This is a genomic window from Burkholderia sp. BCC1208, from assembly GCF_902833095.1.
GTDB lineage: Bacteria > Pseudomonadota > Gammaproteobacteria > Burkholderiales > Burkholderiaceae > Burkholderia.
In genome coordinates this window covers 48,612-65,969 of the sequence record NZ_CADFDY010000018.1, presented here as the reverse complement: position 1 = coordinate 65,969, position 17,358 = coordinate 48,612, and the positions used below count along the sequence as shown (strand labels likewise).

Annotated in this window: 18 protein-coding genes and 1 pseudogene; 15 read left to right on the top strand and 4 right to left on the bottom strand. The window is 60.3% G+C overall.

The annotated features are described in order from the left end of the window. Positions 1–160: 160 nt before the first annotated feature. The 10 genes from HWX09_RS32900 (at position 161) to HWX09_RS32855 (ending at position 9,620) form a co-directional block, all read left to right on the top strand. Positions 161–463, top strand: a complete 303-nt coding sequence (locus HWX09_RS32900) for a hypothetical protein (RefSeq protein WP_155257369.1) — start codon at positions 161–163, stop codon at positions 461–463. Positions 464–509: 46 nt separating this feature from the next. Next, complete coding sequence (locus HWX09_RS32895; protein ID WP_155257368.1) at positions 510–1,037, top strand: hypothetical protein; 528 nt, start codon at positions 510–512, stop codon at positions 1,035–1,037. A gap of 84 nt (positions 1,038–1,121) precedes the next feature. Further along, positions 1,122–3,149, top strand: a complete 2,028-nt coding sequence (locus HWX09_RS32890) for a hypothetical protein (protein WP_027784542.1) — start codon at positions 1,122–1,124, stop codon at positions 3,147–3,149. 23 nt (positions 3,150–3,172) lie between these two features. Continuing rightward, a complete protein-coding gene (locus HWX09_RS32885) occupies positions 3,173–4,432 on the top strand; it encodes an IS256 family transposase (RefSeq protein WP_027784541.1) in 1,260 nt (419 codons plus the stop codon). Further along, on the top strand, positions 4,369–5,430 hold the full coding sequence (locus HWX09_RS32880; protein ID WP_155257366.1) for a hypothetical protein: 1,062 nt from the start codon (positions 4,369–4,371) through the stop codon (positions 5,428–5,430). The genes HWX09_RS32885 and HWX09_RS32880 overlap by 64 nt, the downstream gene beginning before the upstream one ends. Positions 5,431–5,507: 77 nt before the next feature. Next, entirely contained in the window at positions 5,508–5,894 is a 387-nt protein-coding gene (locus HWX09_RS32875) for a hypothetical protein (RefSeq protein WP_027784539.1), read from the top strand. Positions 5,895–6,134: 240 nt separating this feature from the next. Then, positions 6,135–6,695 carry a hypothetical protein gene (locus HWX09_RS32870; RefSeq protein WP_155257365.1) on the top strand — a complete coding sequence of 187 codons (561 nt, stop codon included), beginning with the start codon at positions 6,135–6,137 and terminating at the stop codon, positions 6,693–6,695. Further along, positions 6,692–7,240 (top strand): hypothetical protein, encoded by a 549-nt coding sequence (locus HWX09_RS32865; RefSeq protein ID WP_155257364.1) that lies wholly within the window; start codon positions 6,692–6,694, stop codon positions 7,238–7,240. Before HWX09_RS32870 ends, HWX09_RS32865 begins: the two co-directional genes overlap by 4 nt. A gap of 127 nt (positions 7,241–7,367) precedes the next feature. Continuing rightward, positions 7,368–8,624: a hypothetical protein gene (locus HWX09_RS32860; protein ID WP_155257363.1), complete on the top strand. Its 1,257-nt coding sequence runs from the start codon at positions 7,368–7,370 to the stop codon at positions 8,622–8,624. Between the two features lie 147 nt (positions 8,625–8,771). After that, the gene (locus HWX09_RS32855) at positions 8,772–9,620 is read left to right on the top strand and encodes a hypothetical protein (protein WP_027784536.1); all 849 of its coding nucleotides are present in this window, start codon (positions 8,772–8,774) and stop codon (positions 9,618–9,620) included. Between the two features lie 12 nt (positions 9,621–9,632). On the opposite strand, the gene HWX09_RS32850 is transcribed toward HWX09_RS32855, so the two are convergent. The 4 genes from HWX09_RS32850 to HWX09_RS32835 form a co-directional block, all read right to left on the bottom strand. Next, positions 9,633–10,625: a site-specific integrase gene (locus HWX09_RS32850; RefSeq protein WP_027784535.1), complete on the bottom strand. Its 993-nt coding sequence runs from the start codon at positions 10,623–10,625 to the stop codon at positions 9,633–9,635. Between the two features lie 23 nt (positions 10,626–10,648). Continuing rightward, complete coding sequence (locus HWX09_RS32845) at positions 10,649–10,930, bottom strand: hypothetical protein (protein ID WP_027784534.1); 282 nt, start codon at positions 10,928–10,930, stop codon at positions 10,649–10,651. Positions 10,931–11,096: 166 nt separating this feature from the next. Further along, positions 11,097–11,957: a hypothetical protein gene (locus HWX09_RS32840; RefSeq protein ID WP_264835739.1), complete on the bottom strand. Its 861-nt coding sequence runs from the start codon at positions 11,955–11,957 to the stop codon at positions 11,097–11,099. 329 nt (positions 11,958–12,286) lie between these two features. Further along, positions 12,287–13,255 carry a site-specific integrase gene (locus HWX09_RS32835; protein WP_027784532.1) on the bottom strand — a complete coding sequence of 323 codons (969 nt, stop codon included), beginning with the start codon at positions 13,253–13,255 and terminating at the stop codon, positions 12,287–12,289. Between the two features lie 43 nt (positions 13,256–13,298). Between HWX09_RS32835 and HWX09_RS33925 the strand changes: the two are divergent. The 5 genes and pseudogenes from HWX09_RS33925 to HWX09_RS32815 form a co-directional block, all read left to right on the top strand. After that, positions 13,299–13,424: pseudogene (locus HWX09_RS33925) on the top strand (hypothetical protein); the annotation flags it as partial. 235 nt (positions 13,425–13,659) lie between these two features. Then, entirely contained in the window at positions 13,660–14,409 is a 750-nt protein-coding gene (locus HWX09_RS32830; protein ID WP_027784530.1) for an FkbM family methyltransferase, read from the top strand. Beyond that, the gene (locus HWX09_RS32825; protein WP_027784529.1) at positions 14,410–15,408 is read left to right on the top strand and encodes a phosphotransferase; all 999 of its coding nucleotides are present in this window, start codon (positions 14,410–14,412) and stop codon (positions 15,406–15,408) included. Position 15,409: 1 nt separating this feature from the next. Further along, the gene (locus tag HWX09_RS32820) at positions 15,410–16,288 is read left to right on the top strand and encodes a 4Fe-4S cluster-binding domain-containing protein (RefSeq protein ID WP_027784528.1); all 879 of its coding nucleotides are present in this window, start codon (positions 15,410–15,412) and stop codon (positions 16,286–16,288) included. Further along, positions 16,285–17,352, top strand: coding sequence for an asparagine synthase-related protein (locus HWX09_RS32815; protein WP_027784527.1), 1,068 nt, complete (start codon positions 16,285–16,287; stop codon positions 17,350–17,352). Before HWX09_RS32820 ends, HWX09_RS32815 begins: the two co-directional genes overlap by 4 nt. The last annotated feature ends 6 nt before the right edge of the window (positions 17,353–17,358 follow it).

Sequence of the window (17,358 nt, the reverse complement as noted above, 5' to 3'; positions counted from 1 at the left end):
TGCGCCTTGATTTCCATTTTTTCTGGTTCCCACTACATTCTGATGGGAACCAGATTGCCGCCTATGAACCTTCATGAACAGACGGTGCTGGCGAAGCGCTTACGGTTCGCCTGAGGCCCGTCTGGCTGAATCCGTCCGGGCATCTGCTGAGTCCTGGGCTTTGCTGATCGATGGCCAGATTGAGGCCGTGTTTGGCCTCGTGCGCTATCCGATGGTCAACGTGCCGTGGATGCGCTGTTCCGCTGCTGTTGCAGACCATGCCCGCGAGCTTCTGTCACATGCGCGCGCTTGGCTCGATAGCGTTCGCGCTGCTGATGTGCCCCTGGCCAACACGGTGGCTTCGAACAACGTGGAGGCAATGACGATGCTGGAACACCTGGGCTTTGTCATTGGCGATGTAGCACCGAACCAGGGACCTCCGGGCAGCTTCCGATTCTTCTATGAGGCACCGCGCCATGTGTGAGCCCGCAAGCCTCAGCCTCTCCACCATGACCATCGCGAGTATGGCAATGAGCGCAGCCACAGCGGTGGCCAGCTACGTGGGCCAGAGCCAAGCGGCTAAGCGCCAGGGAGACGCAGCACAAGCAGCCTACGATGCTCAGGTAACTGACACGAAGAACCAGATGACCCAGCAGAGCCAAGCGGCAGCCGAGCAGATGTCTGAACGGGCTCGCCAAGCGATGATCGAAACGGGCCACCTCCAAGCACTCGCGGCTGACTCCGGGACCAACGGCGGGGGCAGTAACGACCGCGTGACGAACGAAGCCAACTTCAACGCTGGGCAGGACATCGCAGCCATGCAGGCCAATGCGTCATCAGTTCAGCGTCAGATGGTCGGCCAGCTTGACGGCAGCTACGCGCAAGCAGTCTCACGAACAGCCAGCATCCAACAGCCGAGCCTCATCGGTACAGGCCTCCAGATTGCCGGTGGCGCACTCAACGCATACACCAACCAGGAGTCCATCAAGAACCGCGTTACGGGCGGGGTCCCTGGCGCAAACGCATTCGGTTTCAAGATGCCTGGGTCATCCACCTAACAACCTCACACCACCATGCCACAATCCCCTAACTCCCCGCAGTCCATCACCAGCCGCCCTGAGGTTCCCGTTACGGGCCGTCAGGTGTTCTCCCAGCCGCAAGAGCGACCGGTCGATACCTACGCAGCACCACAGCAGGATGCAACCCTTCACGGGCTCCTTACGGGGCTCCAGACGTTCAATCCCGCACTCCAGGAGTACGTCAACCTGGAGAACCAGAAGGATGCCACGCAGGCCTTCAAGGCAGGCACCTCAGCGGGCCAGCTCAGTGACGCTGGGCTCATCGACGCGCAGACCGGAGGCATCAAGGTTCCCCCTCCGTCCGCTGACTCCCGCGTGGACCCAGCGTTCACCGATACGTTCGCTCAGGGCTATCGCAACGCGGTGGGCCTGAAGATTGGCAATCAGGTTCAGACGGACATCCTGAGTGCCTACCAGGAGAGTAAGAACCAGGACGGGTTTGACCCGGAGAAGTTCCTCCACGAGCAGGTTGCGCAGCACACGACTGGCCTCACGGACCCGGCGATTGTCGACCAGGTATCCAAGAGCGTCGCTACGACAGCCGATAGTGTCCGCAAGGACTTCGCTCAGGTGCAATTCCAGCGCCTGAAGGAGACCGCATTCGGCAACTTCTCCGCTGTCGCTGATGGCGTCCTGGACCCGACCAAGAGTCTTCAGCAGATGTGGGATGGCGTTCAGCAGACGCTGGAGCCGATGCGCGGCCAGATGGGCATGATGACCCGCCCTGAGATGGCTGACATGCTCCTGGACAAGATCAACAATCTTTCCTCGCAAGCTGGCGGTCGGCCGGAGCTGTTCGACCTGTTCACGCAGTTCAAGGACCCGCACACTGGCCTGACGCTCCAGCAGATGAACCCTAAGATTCAATCTGAGGCCACCCGCCTCCAGCATCGGGCTCTCGAAGAGCAGAACCAGCGCATCGAGCAGGCGCAGCAGACGGACTTCTTCAAGAGGACCGTAGCGGATGAAGAGGCCGCGAGTCAGGGCAAACAGCCGGACATCAATGACTTCGTGAATCGCATCGGCCCGCTCAATCAGTTCAAGAGCGCAAGCGCGGCACTGGGCGAGTATCGACGGCTACAGAGCATGGCTGACGCTGCGCAGCAGAACGTACAGGCGGTACAGTCGGTTGGCTCTGGTACGGCCTGGGCGCTCGACAAGAAAGATGCTCAGGCAGCTCTGGATACCGTCCAGCAGCCTGACGTGGGTGTTCTCATGCAAGTTGCCTCTGGGAAGGTTGGAGGTGACCCCTCGCAGCTCCCTCAGGTGCAGCAGGCTATCAAGTCCATCGTGGACATCACGGGCCGCTCAGGACGCAGCGACATCGCGAACAGCAAACTGAAGGCCCTCATCGACGGAACAGTAAATGCAGTACCGCCAGCAGGAGAACAGCCGTCAAGTCAGTTCCGTTTGGCTGCGGCGATGTATGGCGGTCTGCCGGATCAAATCCGCTCGTTGTATTTCGATGAGAAAGCGGCGGCGCTCTATGACTCGTACCAGCGGGACAGGCAAGCGGGCGTGAGTGATGAAGCCGCCTATCAGAGTGCATATCGCACAATCTCACCGGAGGCAATCAAAGCCGCAAAGGAAATCACCAGTGACCAGCAATGGAAGCAGCACGTAGCCAGCACGGTGTCGAATCTGACCACCGGCCGCTTGCAGCATTGGCCTGTTGTGGGATGGATTGCCAGCGCGGCTGGGTACGGAGCTGCTGTTAACGAGCACGCGGTAGACACGTGGGCTCAGCTTGACCTCCAGCGTTATTACCAGCGGAACCCGAGCGCGACGCAGGAGCAAGCGGACCAGTACATCACAGGGCGAGTGCGGTCTAACTTCGTGTACGACCAGGCGAATCGAATCAACGTGCAGGTGCCCGACGGGCAGGCTAGTGATGCCGCGAAGGATGCAATCGACAGCTACATCTCGAAGGCTCGCCAGAAGTACGACATCCAGGACGGGCCAGGAATCGTGTCACGCGCGGTGGCTGGGGTTCTGGGTATTCCGGCTGATCCCTTGCAGTCAGTGGGCCTGATTTACAGCAAGGATGGGAAGTACACAGAACCTATCCGAATGTTTGTGTGTGAGGCATAAACTGATGGCCAAGGAGCCACTTTATGCCACGCAAACGCAAGGAAGAAGTGACGATTGAACCGGGCAAGGGCTTGAACCTGGACCCGGAACTGATCAAGCAACTGGTACCCGGCACGCTGGATCGGGCGACGATCAACGAGCAGCTTGCGGCGCTCAAGAAGGCAATCTTCGAACGCGCGCTGGGCGGTGAACTGACCCACCACCTCGGCTACGAGAAGGGCGATGCCAAGCCGGCAGGCCGCACGAACCATCGCAACGGCACCAGCCGCAAGCGCATCGCGACCGACGATGACCTGCTCGACGTCGAGATTCCGCGCGACCGAGAAGGTACCTTCGATCCGGTGCTGATCGCCAAGGGCGAGCGACGCTTCACCGGCTTCGACGACAAGATCATCGCGATGTACGCACGCGGCATGAGCGTGCGGGAGATTCAGGGTTTCCTGCTGGAGATGTACGGCATCGAGGTGTCGCCGGACTTCATCAGTACGGTGACCGATGCCGTGATCGACGAAGTGCGCGAATGGCAGCAGCGGCCGCTCGAGCCGATGTACCCGGTCGTGTTCTTCGACGCCTTGCGAGTCAAGATCCGCGACGAAGGCGTCGTGCGCAACAAGGCGATCTACCTGGCGCTGGGCGTGCGGCGCGACGGCACACGCGACGTGCTGGGCCTTTGGATCGAGCAGACCGAGGGGGCCAAGTTCTGGCTGCGGGTAGTGAACGACCTGAAGCTGCGCGGCGTGCAGGATATCCTGATCGCCGTGGTCGACGGCCTGAAGGGCTTCCCGGAAGCGATCAACACGGTGTTCCCGGAAACGACGGTCCAGACCTGCATCGTGCATCTGATCCGGAACTCACTGGACTTCGCCAGCTGGAAAGACAGGAAATCGGTCGCAGCGGCGCTCAAGGAGATCTATCGGGCACCGTCGGCCGAAGCCGCCGCCGTGGCGCTGGACGCGTTCGATACGAGCCCGTGGGGTACGAAATACCCTCCGATTGCCGCGCTCTGGCGCCGAGCCTGGGATCAGGTGATTCCGTTCTACGCCTTCGCGCCTGACATCCGGAAAATTGTATATACGACCAACGCGATCGAGTCGCTGCACATGCAGCTTCGGAAGATCATCAAGGCGCGCGGCCACTTCCCGTCGGACGAGGCCGCGCTCAAACTGATATGGCTGGCGCTGCGCAACGTCGTTGCCAAGTGGACCGGCTCCCGGCACGATTGGAAGAGCGCGATGACGCAGTTCGCACTGCTTTACCCGGAACGATTCAACATTGGAGTCTGAATCTCAACCCGCCTCACACACGGAATTCCGGATACCTCCAGTACACACTGGCCGCGTTCATCAACGGCGCTCCGGTTCACAAGCTGGAAGATGTCACGTTCAGTCAGATCATGGCTCAGGCTGCGAATGAAAAGCTGCTCTCGCAAAACGAACGTGCATCCATGTCAGCACTGAAGCAGAAGCTGGGCAACGGCACAGCCACTACTCAGGACCTGGTGGACAATGCTGAGCTTCTCGCAAAGGCCACGAACCTAAAGCAAATCAGCGACATCACGCGCGCTCAGATTGACAAGGTTCGCGATGGAGCCTTTGAATCGGGCGTCAGGAATCTGGTTCAATTCCCCACGGCCCCGGCTTCGTTCGCTGGGCTATCAGGCTCCCGCTTGACCGGTCAAGGGTCCAAGATTCAGGTGAACCAGGCGGGCTCCTTCCTGGGTGGTGGCAACTTCTCCGCAGCCCTCACCGCGATGGGCGAAGGTCTCGTACTCAAGGCTACGCCCGACCCGAACCCGAAGGCCGGTAACAACATCGGCTATGGCTACAACCTGAACGCCAACGCTGGGACCATCGCTGAGGACTTCCGGCGCGCTGGTATCCCCGCTACGTCCATTGATGGCATCAAGAACGGCTCCGTTCAGATCACCCCCGAGCAAGCTGCACGGCTCCTGGAGGTGTCTTTGCCGCGCTATGAAGCCCGAGCAAAGCAGGCGGTGGATGCCGTAGACCCGAACCTTTGGCCAGCACTCTCGATGCCGCAAAAGGCTGCCCTCACGGATGTGAGCTACCAAGTGGGTGATGTGGGTCAGTTCCACAAAGCCCTTGGCGCTCTCGCTCGCAAGGACGTGGCGGGATTCCAGGATGCTCTCAAAGTCACCTACCTGGACAAGGACGGGAACCGCCGTGAGGACGTTCGACGGAACAACCTTCGAGCCCTCATGGTGAGCGGTCCCATTGCCTTTTACAACGGCATCAAAGAGGCCGCGCGTTCGTCCCGCTAGTACCTCATCCGTTCCAACCCACGCCGCCCCGCCAGTGATGGTGAGGGCGGCTTTTCTTTTTCTACCTCAGGAAACCTATGAACCAACGTAACGAAACCCTCATGGCTCTCGATGGAGCCCTTGCGCCGCTGCTGGCGGTAGTCGCTACGGCCACCGATGGGGCCGCAGTGTTCAACGATGACGGCACAACCATCCGAGCTCAGAGCCCCTTCGAGCTCGCATCAATCATCCGCAGCAATCCGCCCGTGGCCATCGCGAAACGTGAAGGGGCAGGGCGGTGGGCGTGGGGCTTCCCTGGCTGGGAGAAGCATCGGGATGAGCTTCAGGTGGCCGGGTTCGGAGAGCTTGCGGGAATCTCTGACGAGTTCCTGGCGCTGGCTGGGTTTGATCGGCAGGAGCTGGCCAAGGAGCTGGCGGTGCTGGAGGGCCTGGGTCACGTTGCATTCGTGCAGCCTCAAGTCTGATTCAGTCCATCCAGCGGAGCCCTTAGCGGGGCTGTGGTGGCGTCCTAGCGGCATCCGCTGGATGTCTCTGTCTGTATTTCTGCGCGTTCGCTTGTCTCCGTGCCTACGGGCACTACTTTTCATCAAATTCAATCGACCATGAAGTTATGTTCTGTATCGGGCTGTGGCCTAAAGGCGGGCGGCTATTCGCCGTTCTGCAATACACATAGGCGCGCTCAGCAGCGCCACGGACACCCGCGCATGCAGGGTGTGGAGGTCAGTGAGCTGAAGCCGTACCGCCAGCGCATCTCTAACCGCATCAAACGGAATCCGGACAGCCCGGCGTGGGGGATGCTCCGGGCCAACTGGGCGGCCTTTGCTGACCACAGCAGAGCATCGCAAGCACGCATGTTCCGGGGAGAGCCGTATAACCGGACCGAAGCGCGCGCCCACCAAGAGGTCATCAAGCTGGCTGACAACGTGAAGGCTGATGAAGTCGCGAGCGTGGTCCTGGCGCTGTATCTGCTTCAGCATGAGCGCCCCGCGCGGTTCCCATCGGACGAAGCATTCATGTTCCAGCTCGTGCGTCGAGTGATGCGCCTTACGGATGTTAACGTGGGCGTCTCCCACAACTCGCGGACTGGTCGGGCAGTGCGCGTCTATCGCGATTTGCCTCCCCGAGTAACCCGGCTGCTGGGTGGATGGCTGGTGGAAGTGTATGGCCGCGCTGGTCTGTACATTGCAACGCTGGAAACCGCAGAGATGGACCAGTCGGCAGCGCGTACCGCGAAGCTGGATGCTGCACTGGAGGCACTGGCATGACCACTGACATCAAAGACATCCCGCCTTGGGAAGGGCCTGACTTGCTGGCGGAGGCGCGAGAGGCCGCACGCAAGGCAGGCGAGGCCGCTGAACTTACCAGCAATCTCGCTCATGCAAAGCAACTGGCTCCCCGCAAGGAACCTACGTGGGCCGATGTAGAGGCCAGCTCCACCCTGCCTGAACCCAAGACGGCGGACAGCATCCAGACACCCGCGCGGGAGCTACCAGCGTGGCTTCAGAAGGCCAAAGAGGAAAACGCAAAGATCAGCGCCCGTATCCACGCGGAGCGGGCGGCTACAGGCAAACAGAAACCCGCATCTGCGAGCCATGCCGGAAAGTCCAAGCTGACGGAGATTCAGGTGACGGAAATCTGGAGGTCTACAGATACGGGCTCAGCGCTCGCAGCTCGCTACGGTGTGTCAGCCATGACCATCAGCAGCATCCGGCACGGCAAGCTTTGGGGCGGATTGACGGCCACGTTGGGAGAACCGGGTGTGACACCGCGAAAGCGGAAAGGTGTCGAGATTGGGGCTGCTACTCGGTAGCCTGCTATCGGCAGGCTAGTCAAGATTCGACCGAAGTTCAAGGAAAGATGCGCGCGCAACGAATGGCATCAATGCAATTTGAGCCCTCACTCAGGCGGGGGCTTTCGTTTTTCTAGAGAGGATGGATATGGAGGCGACCGTGGGCGAGTTACGTGATACGCATTTGAACAGCCATCGCGTGGCCCGTAATCCGCTGCTTAAGGACTTTGTGCTGTCCATCGCGAAAGAAGCTGAAGATCACGAAGCGGCATTGGACTTGAGGCAACGGAGGCGTAGGCCCGATGACCAACGCGTGTTTGCGCGACAGGTGGAATGCCTGATCTGCGAAGCGTTGCTTCAAGACGTTCGCGGGCGGGGCGGGTTGGTCACCGTTACGCGTTCCAAGCGGATTCTCGGCTATAGGAGCCGCTACCAATCAGAGGTGATGGGAAAGACCTTGCCTGATGTTATGGACCTGCTGGCTGGCCCGCAAATCGACCTACTTGAGATTTCCTTGGGGATGGTCAACCCGTTTGGCAACACGAACCCTCAGACGACGTTCCGGGCATCCGACCGGCTCATCGAGCGAGCCTCAGGATTGAACCTGACCTACGCAGATTTTGGGCGAGACGACGCCGAAGAGGTCATCGTTCTCAAGGCGTCGAAAAAGGCTGGGGCGAGTAGCTGGATGCAGTATGCCGATGACGAGGTAACGCACGATTTGCGCCGGCAAGTGCAAACCATCAATGCATGGCTGAGCGTGGCTGACATTTGCCTGACCGGGGCTATTCCTGGTGTTTCAGTCGATGACCGGAAGATGACCCGCAGTTTCAATAACGGGACCTTCGCGCACGGCGGGAGGCTCAGCGGCGGATTCTGGCAGAAGATGACCAAGGAGCAGCGCAAGGACATCTACATTGACGGAGAGGCTACGGTTACGCTGGACTACAAGCAGATGGGGCCATCTATTCACTATGGACTGGAGGGGATTCCATTCGTGGATGATGCCTATGCTATCCCTGGGTATGAACTTCATCGGACAGGAATCAAGAAAGTCTTTGGAGCAATGACCCACGCCGGGGGTAGGTTCAATCGGCTTGATGACCTGGAAGCGGGCGCGCTACCTGCGGGAGCAAAGCTATCGAAGGTATGCGGGGACATCGAGACATACCACGCGCCGATTGCTCATCGTTTCTATTGTCGATCAGGGATGGAGGCCATGAGGACGGAGAGCGATATTATCGTGGACGTGATGCTGGAGCTGAAGGCGAGGGGACTTGTAGGTCTTCCCATCCATGACGCAGTGCTTGTCAGCGAAGATGAGGCAGACTTAGTAGAAAATGTCATGCGCTCGGTATTCACCCAGCACACGGGTAACAGGGTGGCAATCAGCAGAGAGGAATGAGGTGGATAGGCAGGACGGCACTCACCACCGGCCCATCGCTACCCAGCCACCCATATATCATAAGTATATTGATCCGGGGCTCCATAAGAGGGGCCCGTAAGGCGAATCATGGAGTTAGGACAAATCGTACTTTGCCGAAGCCTCTACATGGAGGCTGAAGCTCATCTGTCTCGCAACGGTGCTGTTCATGCGGGGCTCGCCGTATCGATTGCACAGGACGCCGTTGAGTTGTTTCTACGCGCCATCATCAAGAGCAATCCTCAACCGAATTCGAAGGTGCCGGAAGAGTTCGCCAAGTGCATGGATTACATCGATACCCTGGCCGGGAGCGATGATGGCCGACGCGTGCCGTTTAGAGCTCGTATGAATGAGCTGAACAAGGCCCGTGTTAGTTTCAAGCATTACGGTCTGGTGCCGGACAGGGCGGATGCCCGTAGGCTGTTGAACTACACGCAGGACTTCTTCGAAAAAGCAACTCCGCGTTTTTTTGCGAAAGAGTTTGGCGCTGTATCTATGGCAGACCTGGTTGTACTTCCAGAGGCCCACAAGAGACTCAAGAAGGCTGAGGAGTGTCTGATGACAGACGGATGGGGCCGCGCGTTGGGCTATAGCGCGGAGGCCGTTGATTTGGTCACGGGCCAACTTCTTTTCTCGGCGTCACAGAGGGTTCTGCTGGCTCCCCCTTCTCTCGGTTCTCTGACCAATGAATTTACCGGAATGTTGAAAGAGATTGAGAACTACGTCCATCACGTCAACGCTGGCAGCAGACGGCTGAGCTTAATGCTGGCTCTTTCGGTCAACATTGACGAGCTCGTGAGGTTTGAATCGATTGTCCCACTTGTGAAGCGCCGGACCTCCGGAGAGTATATGTGGGAGAGCTCTCACATCAGCGAGCCGGGTAGCCGCGAGGATGCCGAGTTTGCCGTGAGCTTTGCCACACGATTCGCGATAGAGGTTCAGGGTCGTATGTCGGGAGCAGATCAACGCAGGCGATAATGCTTGATGCGGTTAGCCGAGCCTCCCCAGCAGGTTCCTAGGGTCCAGATGCGTGTATCGCTTGAGCATCTGAAGAGTCTTGTGACCACTGATGGCCGCGACCTCCATCATGTTGAATCCCTTCTCGAATAGACGGGAGATGCCCTCATGCCGGAGGTCGTGGAATTTGAGGTCTTCCAAGTCGCACGCAATACGGACCTTCTTGAAGCGCCGCGCGATGCTGCCCTTTCGAATATCGAAGACGGGCCGGCCAGGTCGCATGGGAAGAGTCCGAAGGGCTGCCACTGCTGCACGTGACAGGGGGACTATGCGAGGCGAGCCGTTCTTTGTATCAGGGAGATACGCGAGCTGCCCATCAAGGTCCAGGTTTGGCCAGGTGAGCGACGCTATTTCACCGCTTCTCATCGCTGTTTCAACTGCGACGATAACGGAAGCTTTGAGCCAGTAATCTCCGACACGTTCGCACCATCCGATGATTTTGTCGAACTCCCCCGGTCGGAGTCGGCGGTCTCTAACGTTTCCCTGCTGGATTCTCCGCATGGCCTTCCTGGGGTTCAGGACATCTTCATAGCCCCAGTCGGTGCGCGCAACTTCGTATAGGTGGGAAATCAGCGCAATCTCGGTGCGTATGGTGGCGATGGCTATTCCTCGGGCCAAACGCTGATTCATGTACGCGGTCAAATCAGCACCACGGATTCCGTAGATGGGCAGGTCGACCAATGGATTCTTGAGCCATCGGCTGATAACGCCCAACTCTGTACGGAAGCTTTTCTTGCGCGGCGTTACCTCACTGGCATACCTCTCAAGGGCCTCCCTTAGCGTTGGGCCAAGGCGGGAAGCAAGCTGCCTCCCGTGCGTAGGTTTCCGTCCCAGTTCCAGCTCACGCGCCGTGGCCCAGGAAGTAGCATCCTGGATGCCATCAAAGGTGCGAGATTCAGGGGCAGCATTCTTGAGCCGAATCATCACCTGAATGCGGCCATTCCCTCTCTTTCTGTAGGTCGGCATATGGGCTGTACCCGTGCGATTGCTCAGATGGCTGGACGGGCGCGCACGAACTTCAGGGAGTCACTAAGGCGTTCCACCTCTGGAAGCTCGTTTGCCTGGAGCAGACCCAGCATGGCAGCATGTGGTGAGCCGCTACACGCAGCCTTGAGGAGGTCGATTGCGGCATTCACGAGATGCTTAACGGCATCTGCATCCAGGCCGGCAGATATATCTAGCTCGGCAAGACTGGCCGCGAACCTCAAGAGCTCGTCAAGTTCCGGCCAGGCCGGCAATCGCTCGCTAGGGAGTTTGATGATGTGCTCCATTGCAGCCCCTCTGATGGATTGTCAGGGATGCACGATAGCAACGGGATAGGGGCTTGCGTAAGCCCCTGGGGTATAGTGGAAAACCGCTTGAGTTGATGCGGCAATCCACTAGGGGTTGTGATTCCCTAGCGAATCGCAGACGGATCAGGCGGTGAAGCCGTGCTAGTTACTTCCCTGTCAGCAGGCCAGCGACGTTGGCTTTCGAGATGAGGTAGTTCATAAATGCCGAGCAAGCCACAATCATGTACTTGGCTTCATCGAAACCCACGTTTGTTGCTTCATCGCCTAGTGAGTGCCTCACCCCTTCCTCGTTGCTCGCGTATCCATAGAGCTTGACGAACGCATTGCGCAACGATGGATGAATTTCTACCTTCTTATTCAGGTCAGCGAGTGCGCCTGAAAGCCCCTGTGCCGATGACTCGCCAAGAACCTTGGTTACCGATTCGATGGCACTGATAGCCTCCTTGGTTGCGTTCCGATAGTCCGGCTCGGGCTTCTGAGCAAGCAAAGCGAGGGCGGTTCGAAGGTGCTCATTCGCGCCTGCTAACGCGGCTCTTTCAGTTGATCGGACAGCATCCTCAACTGACTCTAACTCTTCTCTGTTTGTAATGGGAGAAAGCACACCAGCGACAAAGCGGTAACCCGAGCGTTCGCGTTCCAGCACATGGTTGAACGCATCCATCAGACGCGTGTTTTGACCGCTTACACCACGGAGAATCTGGTTGGCATTGTCAACCAGGAACTCAATGAAGTTGTACACCTCGTGCCATTCCTGGCTGTCATACCACGCTCTAACCCACTGCTTCTTTTGGATTCCATAAATAGGGAGGTCATCTATCGGCGTCTTGGTCACGTGGGTGGACATCGCGCGCGCCAAGAGTACCCACTTGTCGTTGTTGCCCTGTGTCTCACACAGTGAATGGATGATGTTCCACAGGGATGCTCTAAGCGGGGCGTCTATGCTATCAATCTGAAGCATCTCCGGCGTCTGGGTTGCGCCGATACGGTCAGAAAATCGTGGTCTCACTGGTCTCGTTGCCCTTTATCAATAAGCTGAAGGCCTAGCCAACAGCCTTACCTGGCTACTCGCGCTTGATGGGAAGACTGCGCCCCTCGTCGTACCCCGCAGCTTGGCGCTTGGTTGGCCATCCGCCAATCGAAAGGCGAACCCCTGTGGGGTATCCAACATCGCGTAGGTGGTCAGCTATCGTATGGCGGAATTCGTGCGCCGTGTGTTCCCATTTGTTCGCCCGTAGCCAGCCTGCAACGGTGGCTGATGCGCTGTCAGCGTCGCAGTTTCGGATATTTTAAGTGTAGCGCGGGAAGAGAAAAGGCGGGCAAATAGCCCGCCATCCGTTAGCCCAGTTTGAGCGCCAGGTCTTCAGCGCGAAGGTGTGTATAGCGCTGAAGGTGCTTGAGATTCTTATGGCCAGTGATGGCCGCCACCTCCATCACATTCAACCCTTTCTCAAACAGACGGCTTGCTGCTTCGTGCCGCAGGTCGTGGAAATGAAGTGTGCCCAGCCCACATTCATCGCGGACACGGCAGAAAGCGTACTTCATGGCGGACTGAGTCAGCTTGAAGACTCGGCCTTTGTGAGGTGGTGGGCACCACGTCAGCGCCTCGATAGCTCGACTGGATAACGGGACCTTTCGGGGAGTTCCATTCTTTGTCATGGGAAGAAGGGCGGTGCGCGCTTCAAGGTCGATGTGTTCCCACCGCAGCTTTGCTATCTCACCTTGGCGCATGGCTGTCTCAATGGCAAGGATGATTGCCGGGGCAATCTCGCGGTTGAAGTCAAGAGCCTTCTCTATCAGCCGCTCGTCGTCACCGGCCATTAGCCGCACGTCACGCGGAGGGGGGAGCTTGGGTCGCCGGAAGCCACGCACAGGATTGACCGTGAGCCCCATCTCCCATTCGTCTATCGCGATTCGGTAGACGGCTGAGATGGCGTCCAGCTCGCGACCTACGGAGCTACCGAGCACTTCCGTTATGCGCCGGTCGCGCCACTCGGCAAGATGGGACTTGTTGAGCTGGGCAGCAGGAACGGAGCAAAGTTTCTTTTCCTTCTTGAGCAGACGTTGCAGCGTGCGGCGGTCCCACTCACTTGACCGCTTTCCAGGTATGGGATGCTCGATGTACTTCCGGAACAGGTCTCCGACAGTGGGGCCGGTATCAACGGGCTTGGCCGTGTGTCCGGGCTCGTGTTCCGCAGCCCAGCGCGTAGCGGCTTCCTCGCTGGCGAAGGTTGCGGACAGGCTAGGCTGCCCCTTACGGCGGATTTTGACCTGCCATTTTGTCCCACGCAGGGTGATTGTGGCCATTCACGTTCTCCAAGTGATTGATTAAGAACATGAAAGTGGTCTCGTGTCGCACGACCGCGAGTTCGTGAGCGGGCTGGCGAACCGGATCATCGAAGTGCGCACGGACGGCACGCTGTTCGACTTCGGCGGGAATTACGAGGAGTTCCTGACGAGTCAGGGGCAGGAGTAAGTGTCCTGAGGTTTTGTCCGGTCGTGGGTCCAGGTTAGCCATCACCGCCCCGGGGCGAACAGCCGGAAGCGCTACAGGCCCGCATCGACAGCCATGTCGATGCGGGCTTTTTCATATCTGCCGCGGCAAAACCCGGCCACGCGCCCATTCCAGTTTCCTCTGCTCAATCGACTTCGGGTAAATTACCCATCCAACGCCACCCATCATTCCCCATTTCGCCCCGGAGCCGCCCTCGATGCAGGATCATCCTCTCCCGCTCGACCTGTCCGGCCTCGCGCCCAGCCTGTACGCGCAGGGCACCGAGGAGGGCATCCTGTCGCGCCTGATGGAGCGGATCGCGCCGACCAACCGCTTCTGCGTCGATATCGGCGCGAGCGACGGCCTGCGCAACAGCAATACCGCGCGGTTGCTGCGCGAGCAGGATTGGGCCGGCGTACTCGTGGAAGGCAGCGCATACCGGTTCGGCAAGCTTGCCGCGCACTACGCGGGCGTGGAGCGCGTCCGCCTGCATCACGATCGCGTGCAGCCCGACACGGTTGACCAGTTGCTCGCCGACGCGAACGTACCGACCGACTTCGACCTGCTGTCGATCGACATCGACGGCAACGATTACTGGGTGTGGCGCGGCCTGCAAGCGTTTGAGCCGCGCATCGTCGTGATCGAATACAACCCGTACTACACGCCGCCCGAGCGCTGGGTCATGTGCTTCAATCCCGACCACGAATGGGACGGCTCGACCTATTACGGCGCGAGCCTCGAATCGCTCGTTCATCTCGGCCGGCAGAAGGGCTATGAGCTCGTCTGCTGCGACGACATGGGCAACAACGCATTCTTCGTGCGGCGCGACCTGTACCCGCTGCTCGGCATCGCGAACAACGATCCGTCGGTGTTGTTCCGGCCTGCGATGTACAAGCTGCGCTACGTCGGACACAACACGTTCCTGACCGGTCATCCGTATCGGCACGGGCCGGCCGAGCACATCTGAATGGATTCGCTCGCCGTCACCTTCGACGAGATTCGCGACGCCTATGGGCTCCATCGCAGCGGCCCGCCGACGCAGGTCAGCGAACGGGTGTGGCATCTGCCGGCTGCCGGCGGTACAGATGTGGCGGTCAAGCTCTATGCGTTCGAACACCACGCGCGCGCAGTCAAGGAAACCGCCGTCCTCGCGCATCTGGAAACGCATGGCGACAGCCGTTTCCATGTGCAGACGCTCGAGCGTACGGCGTCCGGCGAATCGCTGTGGTCGGGGCAGCATTCGCACGCGATGCTGACGCGGTGGGAAGCCGGGCAATTCAGAACCTACGATACGTTCTCGCCAACCGAATGGGAGGCGCTCGGCGCGAGTCTGGCCGCGTTGCACCTGAGCCTCGAACCCCTGCATCTGCCGTCGCTCGATACGATCCGCGCGCGGCTGGCCTCGATCGACGCGGATGCGGTACGCGCCAGTCTGCTGGATGCACTCGATCGAGCCGATGCGAACGCCACCGCCGCCGCGAACCTGCGCCGCTATGTCGATCTCGCGCTGCGCATGCTCGATCGCTACTATCCGGGCAGTATCGAGGCGTTTCCGGCCGACGATCCGCAGCACCCGATCCACAACGACTACAACCAGTTCAACTATCTGTTCACGGGCACGCTGCCGCCGCTGATCCTCGACTGGGAAGCGTCGATCGGCGCGCCTCGCGAATACGAGCTGGTGCGATGCCTGAATCATTTGCCGCTGGAAGCGCCGCACCTCGCGCAAGCGTTCGTGCGCGCCTACCGGCGCGTGCGGCCGGTGAACCTGGCCAACATCGCATGGGCGGTCGATGCCGCATGCTTGCAGCACGCGCTCAAGCTGTGGATCGTGCAAGGCTGGCTCGACGATCCATCGCGCTTCGCGTCGCACCTGAACGGCGCGGTGACGATGGCGTCCGCGATGGTGGACGCGCGTGGCCATCTGGTCGATTTCTTTTCCCGTTGCATGGAAGCAGGAAGCTGATGTGAGTGCGAATCCGAACAAGATCCCGAATCCGCCGCGACCCGGCGAGCGGCAGCACGTGTTTCCGCCGCCGCTGGATCGCGATTACCGCGTCGAGGACGGGCGCATCCAGACGCGCTCGCTGGAAGCGCATATCGTCGATCACTGCAACCTGACCTGCGCGGAATGCTGCTCGCTGTCGCCGCTTTTGCCCGAGTGGCATGCCAGCCCCGAATCGATCGAAGCCGATCTGCGCAAGGCCGCGAAGGTGTTGCGCCCGCGCATGTTCAAGCTGGTCGGCGGCGAACCGCTGCTGCATCCGTCACTCGTCGAACTGGTCGAACGCGTGCGCGGCACCGGCATCGCGCCCGTGATCTCGGTCACGACGAACGGCCTGAAACTCGGCGAGATGCCCGACGCGTTCTGGCAAGCGGTGGATGCGCTGACGATCTCGCGCTATCCCAAGCCGGCGCTTTCCGCCGACCTGGTCGCGCATGTCGAGCATCAGGCCGCGCGCTTCGACGTGCGTCTGAACTGGAAGGTGCAGGACGTATTCACGACGATGAACCGCGCCCAGCCGGGCACGGATCGCGACGAAGCCCGACGCATCTATCACGATTGCTGGATTCGCGAGCGCTGCCATATGATTCGCGACGGCATGTTCTACACGTGCACGCGTCCCGCGCATTTCCATACGCTGTACCGAGGCGAGAAGGATTTCCAGGCCGACGGCCTGCCGTTGCGCGACGACGCGGGCATGCTCGACGCGATGCTCGCCTATCTGCAACGCGAGACGCCGCTCGAAGCGTGCCTGCATTGCCAGGGCGGCAGCGCGCCGGTGGCGCCGCATCGCATCCTCAAACGCATTGAAGTGGACACCTTGAAGGCTCGTTATCCATGATCGCCGGCACGCGCGACCCGTTCGGTTTCGATCGTCTGCACTACCATTCGCCCAGCGGCGTGTCGGCGTCCGGCATCCGCGCCGTATTGCGGGCGTCGGGGCAACCGGCCGGCGCGCCGGACGCGGCCGCCATCGCGGGCTACCTGAGCGGCGAGCGCCTCGTCGGCCGCACCGTGCTGCGCGACGTGCTCGCGGTGCCGCCCGGTCATGCACTGATCCGGTCGCCGCAAGGGCTGACGGTGCAGCCGGCGCTTAATCGCCCGCAGCAAGCCGACCTCGACACCGTGCTGCGCGCGTCGCTGCAGTGCGCGCTCGACAGCGGCAAGCGCGTCGCGCTGGCGCTGAGCGGCGGGCTCGATTCGGCGCTGCTGCTCGCGTTGCTGCGCGAGCTCGGCGCATTGCGGCACGTGACGGCCTACATCCTCGCGACCGACATGCCCGATTACTGCGAACTCGACGCGGCGCTCGAACTCGCCACGCTGATGCAGGCGAACGTGAAGATCGTGCGCGCGAACGAGGCGGATTTCATCGCGGCGCTGCCGAGGACGACCCATGCGGTCGAGGAGCCGATGTTCAACCTGCATCCGGTCGCGAAGCTGCTGCTTGCCGACGCGATGGCGGCGGACGGCGTCGAGGTGGCGATCACCGGCGACGGCGCGGATCAGGTGTTGCGCCGCGACCGGTCGGCCAACTATCTGCCGCTGTGCCACGCGTTGTTCGACGCCGCATCGGTCGAGCTGCATCCGCCGTTCGTCGATACCGCCGTCGTCGCGCATCTGACGAGCCTCGCGCCCGACCCGGACAAGCAGTGCCTGCGCGATCTCGGTGCGCGCCTGAACCTGCCGGACCGTCTCGTGCACGGCCCCAAGCGCGGGCGACTCGCGCCGGCGATGGATCTCGCGACGCTGCTCGATCGCGACCGCACGCATGCGCTGGCCGACATGCTCGGCCTGGCCGCGCCCGCTTTGCAGACGGATACCGAACGCGTGCTGTGGACGACGCTGACACTGATTCTCGATCATCTCGATCGCCTTCATCCCGATGCCGCGCATCGCCCAACCTGAGCCGCT

Bases quoted from the DNA above. Each gene is read 5' to 3' on its own strand.
- HWX09_RS32895 (WP_155257368.1), top strand. From the start codon at position 510: ATGAGCGCAGCCACAGCGGTGGCCAGCTACGTGGGCCAGAGCCAAGCG.
- HWX09_RS32885 (WP_027784541.1), top strand. From the start codon at position 3,173: ATGCCACGCAAACGCAAGGAAGAAGTGACGATTGAACCGGGCAAGGGC.
- HWX09_RS32875 (WP_027784539.1), top strand. From the start codon at position 5,508: ATGAACCAACGTAACGAAACCCTCATGGCTCTCGATGGAGCCCTTGCG.
- HWX09_RS32870 (WP_155257365.1), top strand. From the start codon at position 6,135: ATGCAGGGTGTGGAGGTCAGTGAGCTGAAGCCGTACCGCCAGCGCATC.
- HWX09_RS32865 (WP_155257364.1), top strand. From the start codon at position 6,692: ATGACCACTGACATCAAAGACATCCCGCCTTGGGAAGGGCCTGACTTG.
- HWX09_RS32860 (WP_155257363.1), top strand. From the start codon at position 7,368: ATGGAGGCGACCGTGGGCGAGTTACGTGATACGCATTTGAACAGCCAT.
- HWX09_RS32855 (WP_027784536.1), top strand. From the start codon at position 8,772: ATGGAGGCTGAAGCTCATCTGTCTCGCAACGGTGCTGTTCATGCGGGG.
- HWX09_RS32850 (WP_027784535.1), bottom strand. From the start codon at position 10,625: ATGCCGACCTACAGAAAGAGAGGGAATGGCCGCATTCAGGTGATGATT.
- HWX09_RS32845 (WP_027784534.1), bottom strand. From the start codon at position 10,930: ATGGAGCACATCATCAAACTCCCTAGCGAGCGATTGCCGGCCTGGCCG.
- HWX09_RS32835 (WP_027784532.1), bottom strand. From the start codon at position 13,255: ATGGCCACAATCACCCTGCGTGGGACAAAATGGCAGGTCAAAATCCGC.
- HWX09_RS32830 (WP_027784530.1), top strand. From the start codon at position 13,660: ATGCAGGATCATCCTCTCCCGCTCGACCTGTCCGGCCTCGCGCCCAGC.
- HWX09_RS32825 (WP_027784529.1), top strand. From the start codon at position 14,410: ATGGATTCGCTCGCCGTCACCTTCGACGAGATTCGCGACGCCTATGGG.
- HWX09_RS32815 (WP_027784527.1), top strand. From the start codon at position 16,285: ATGATCGCCGGCACGCGCGACCCGTTCGGTTTCGATCGTCTGCACTAC.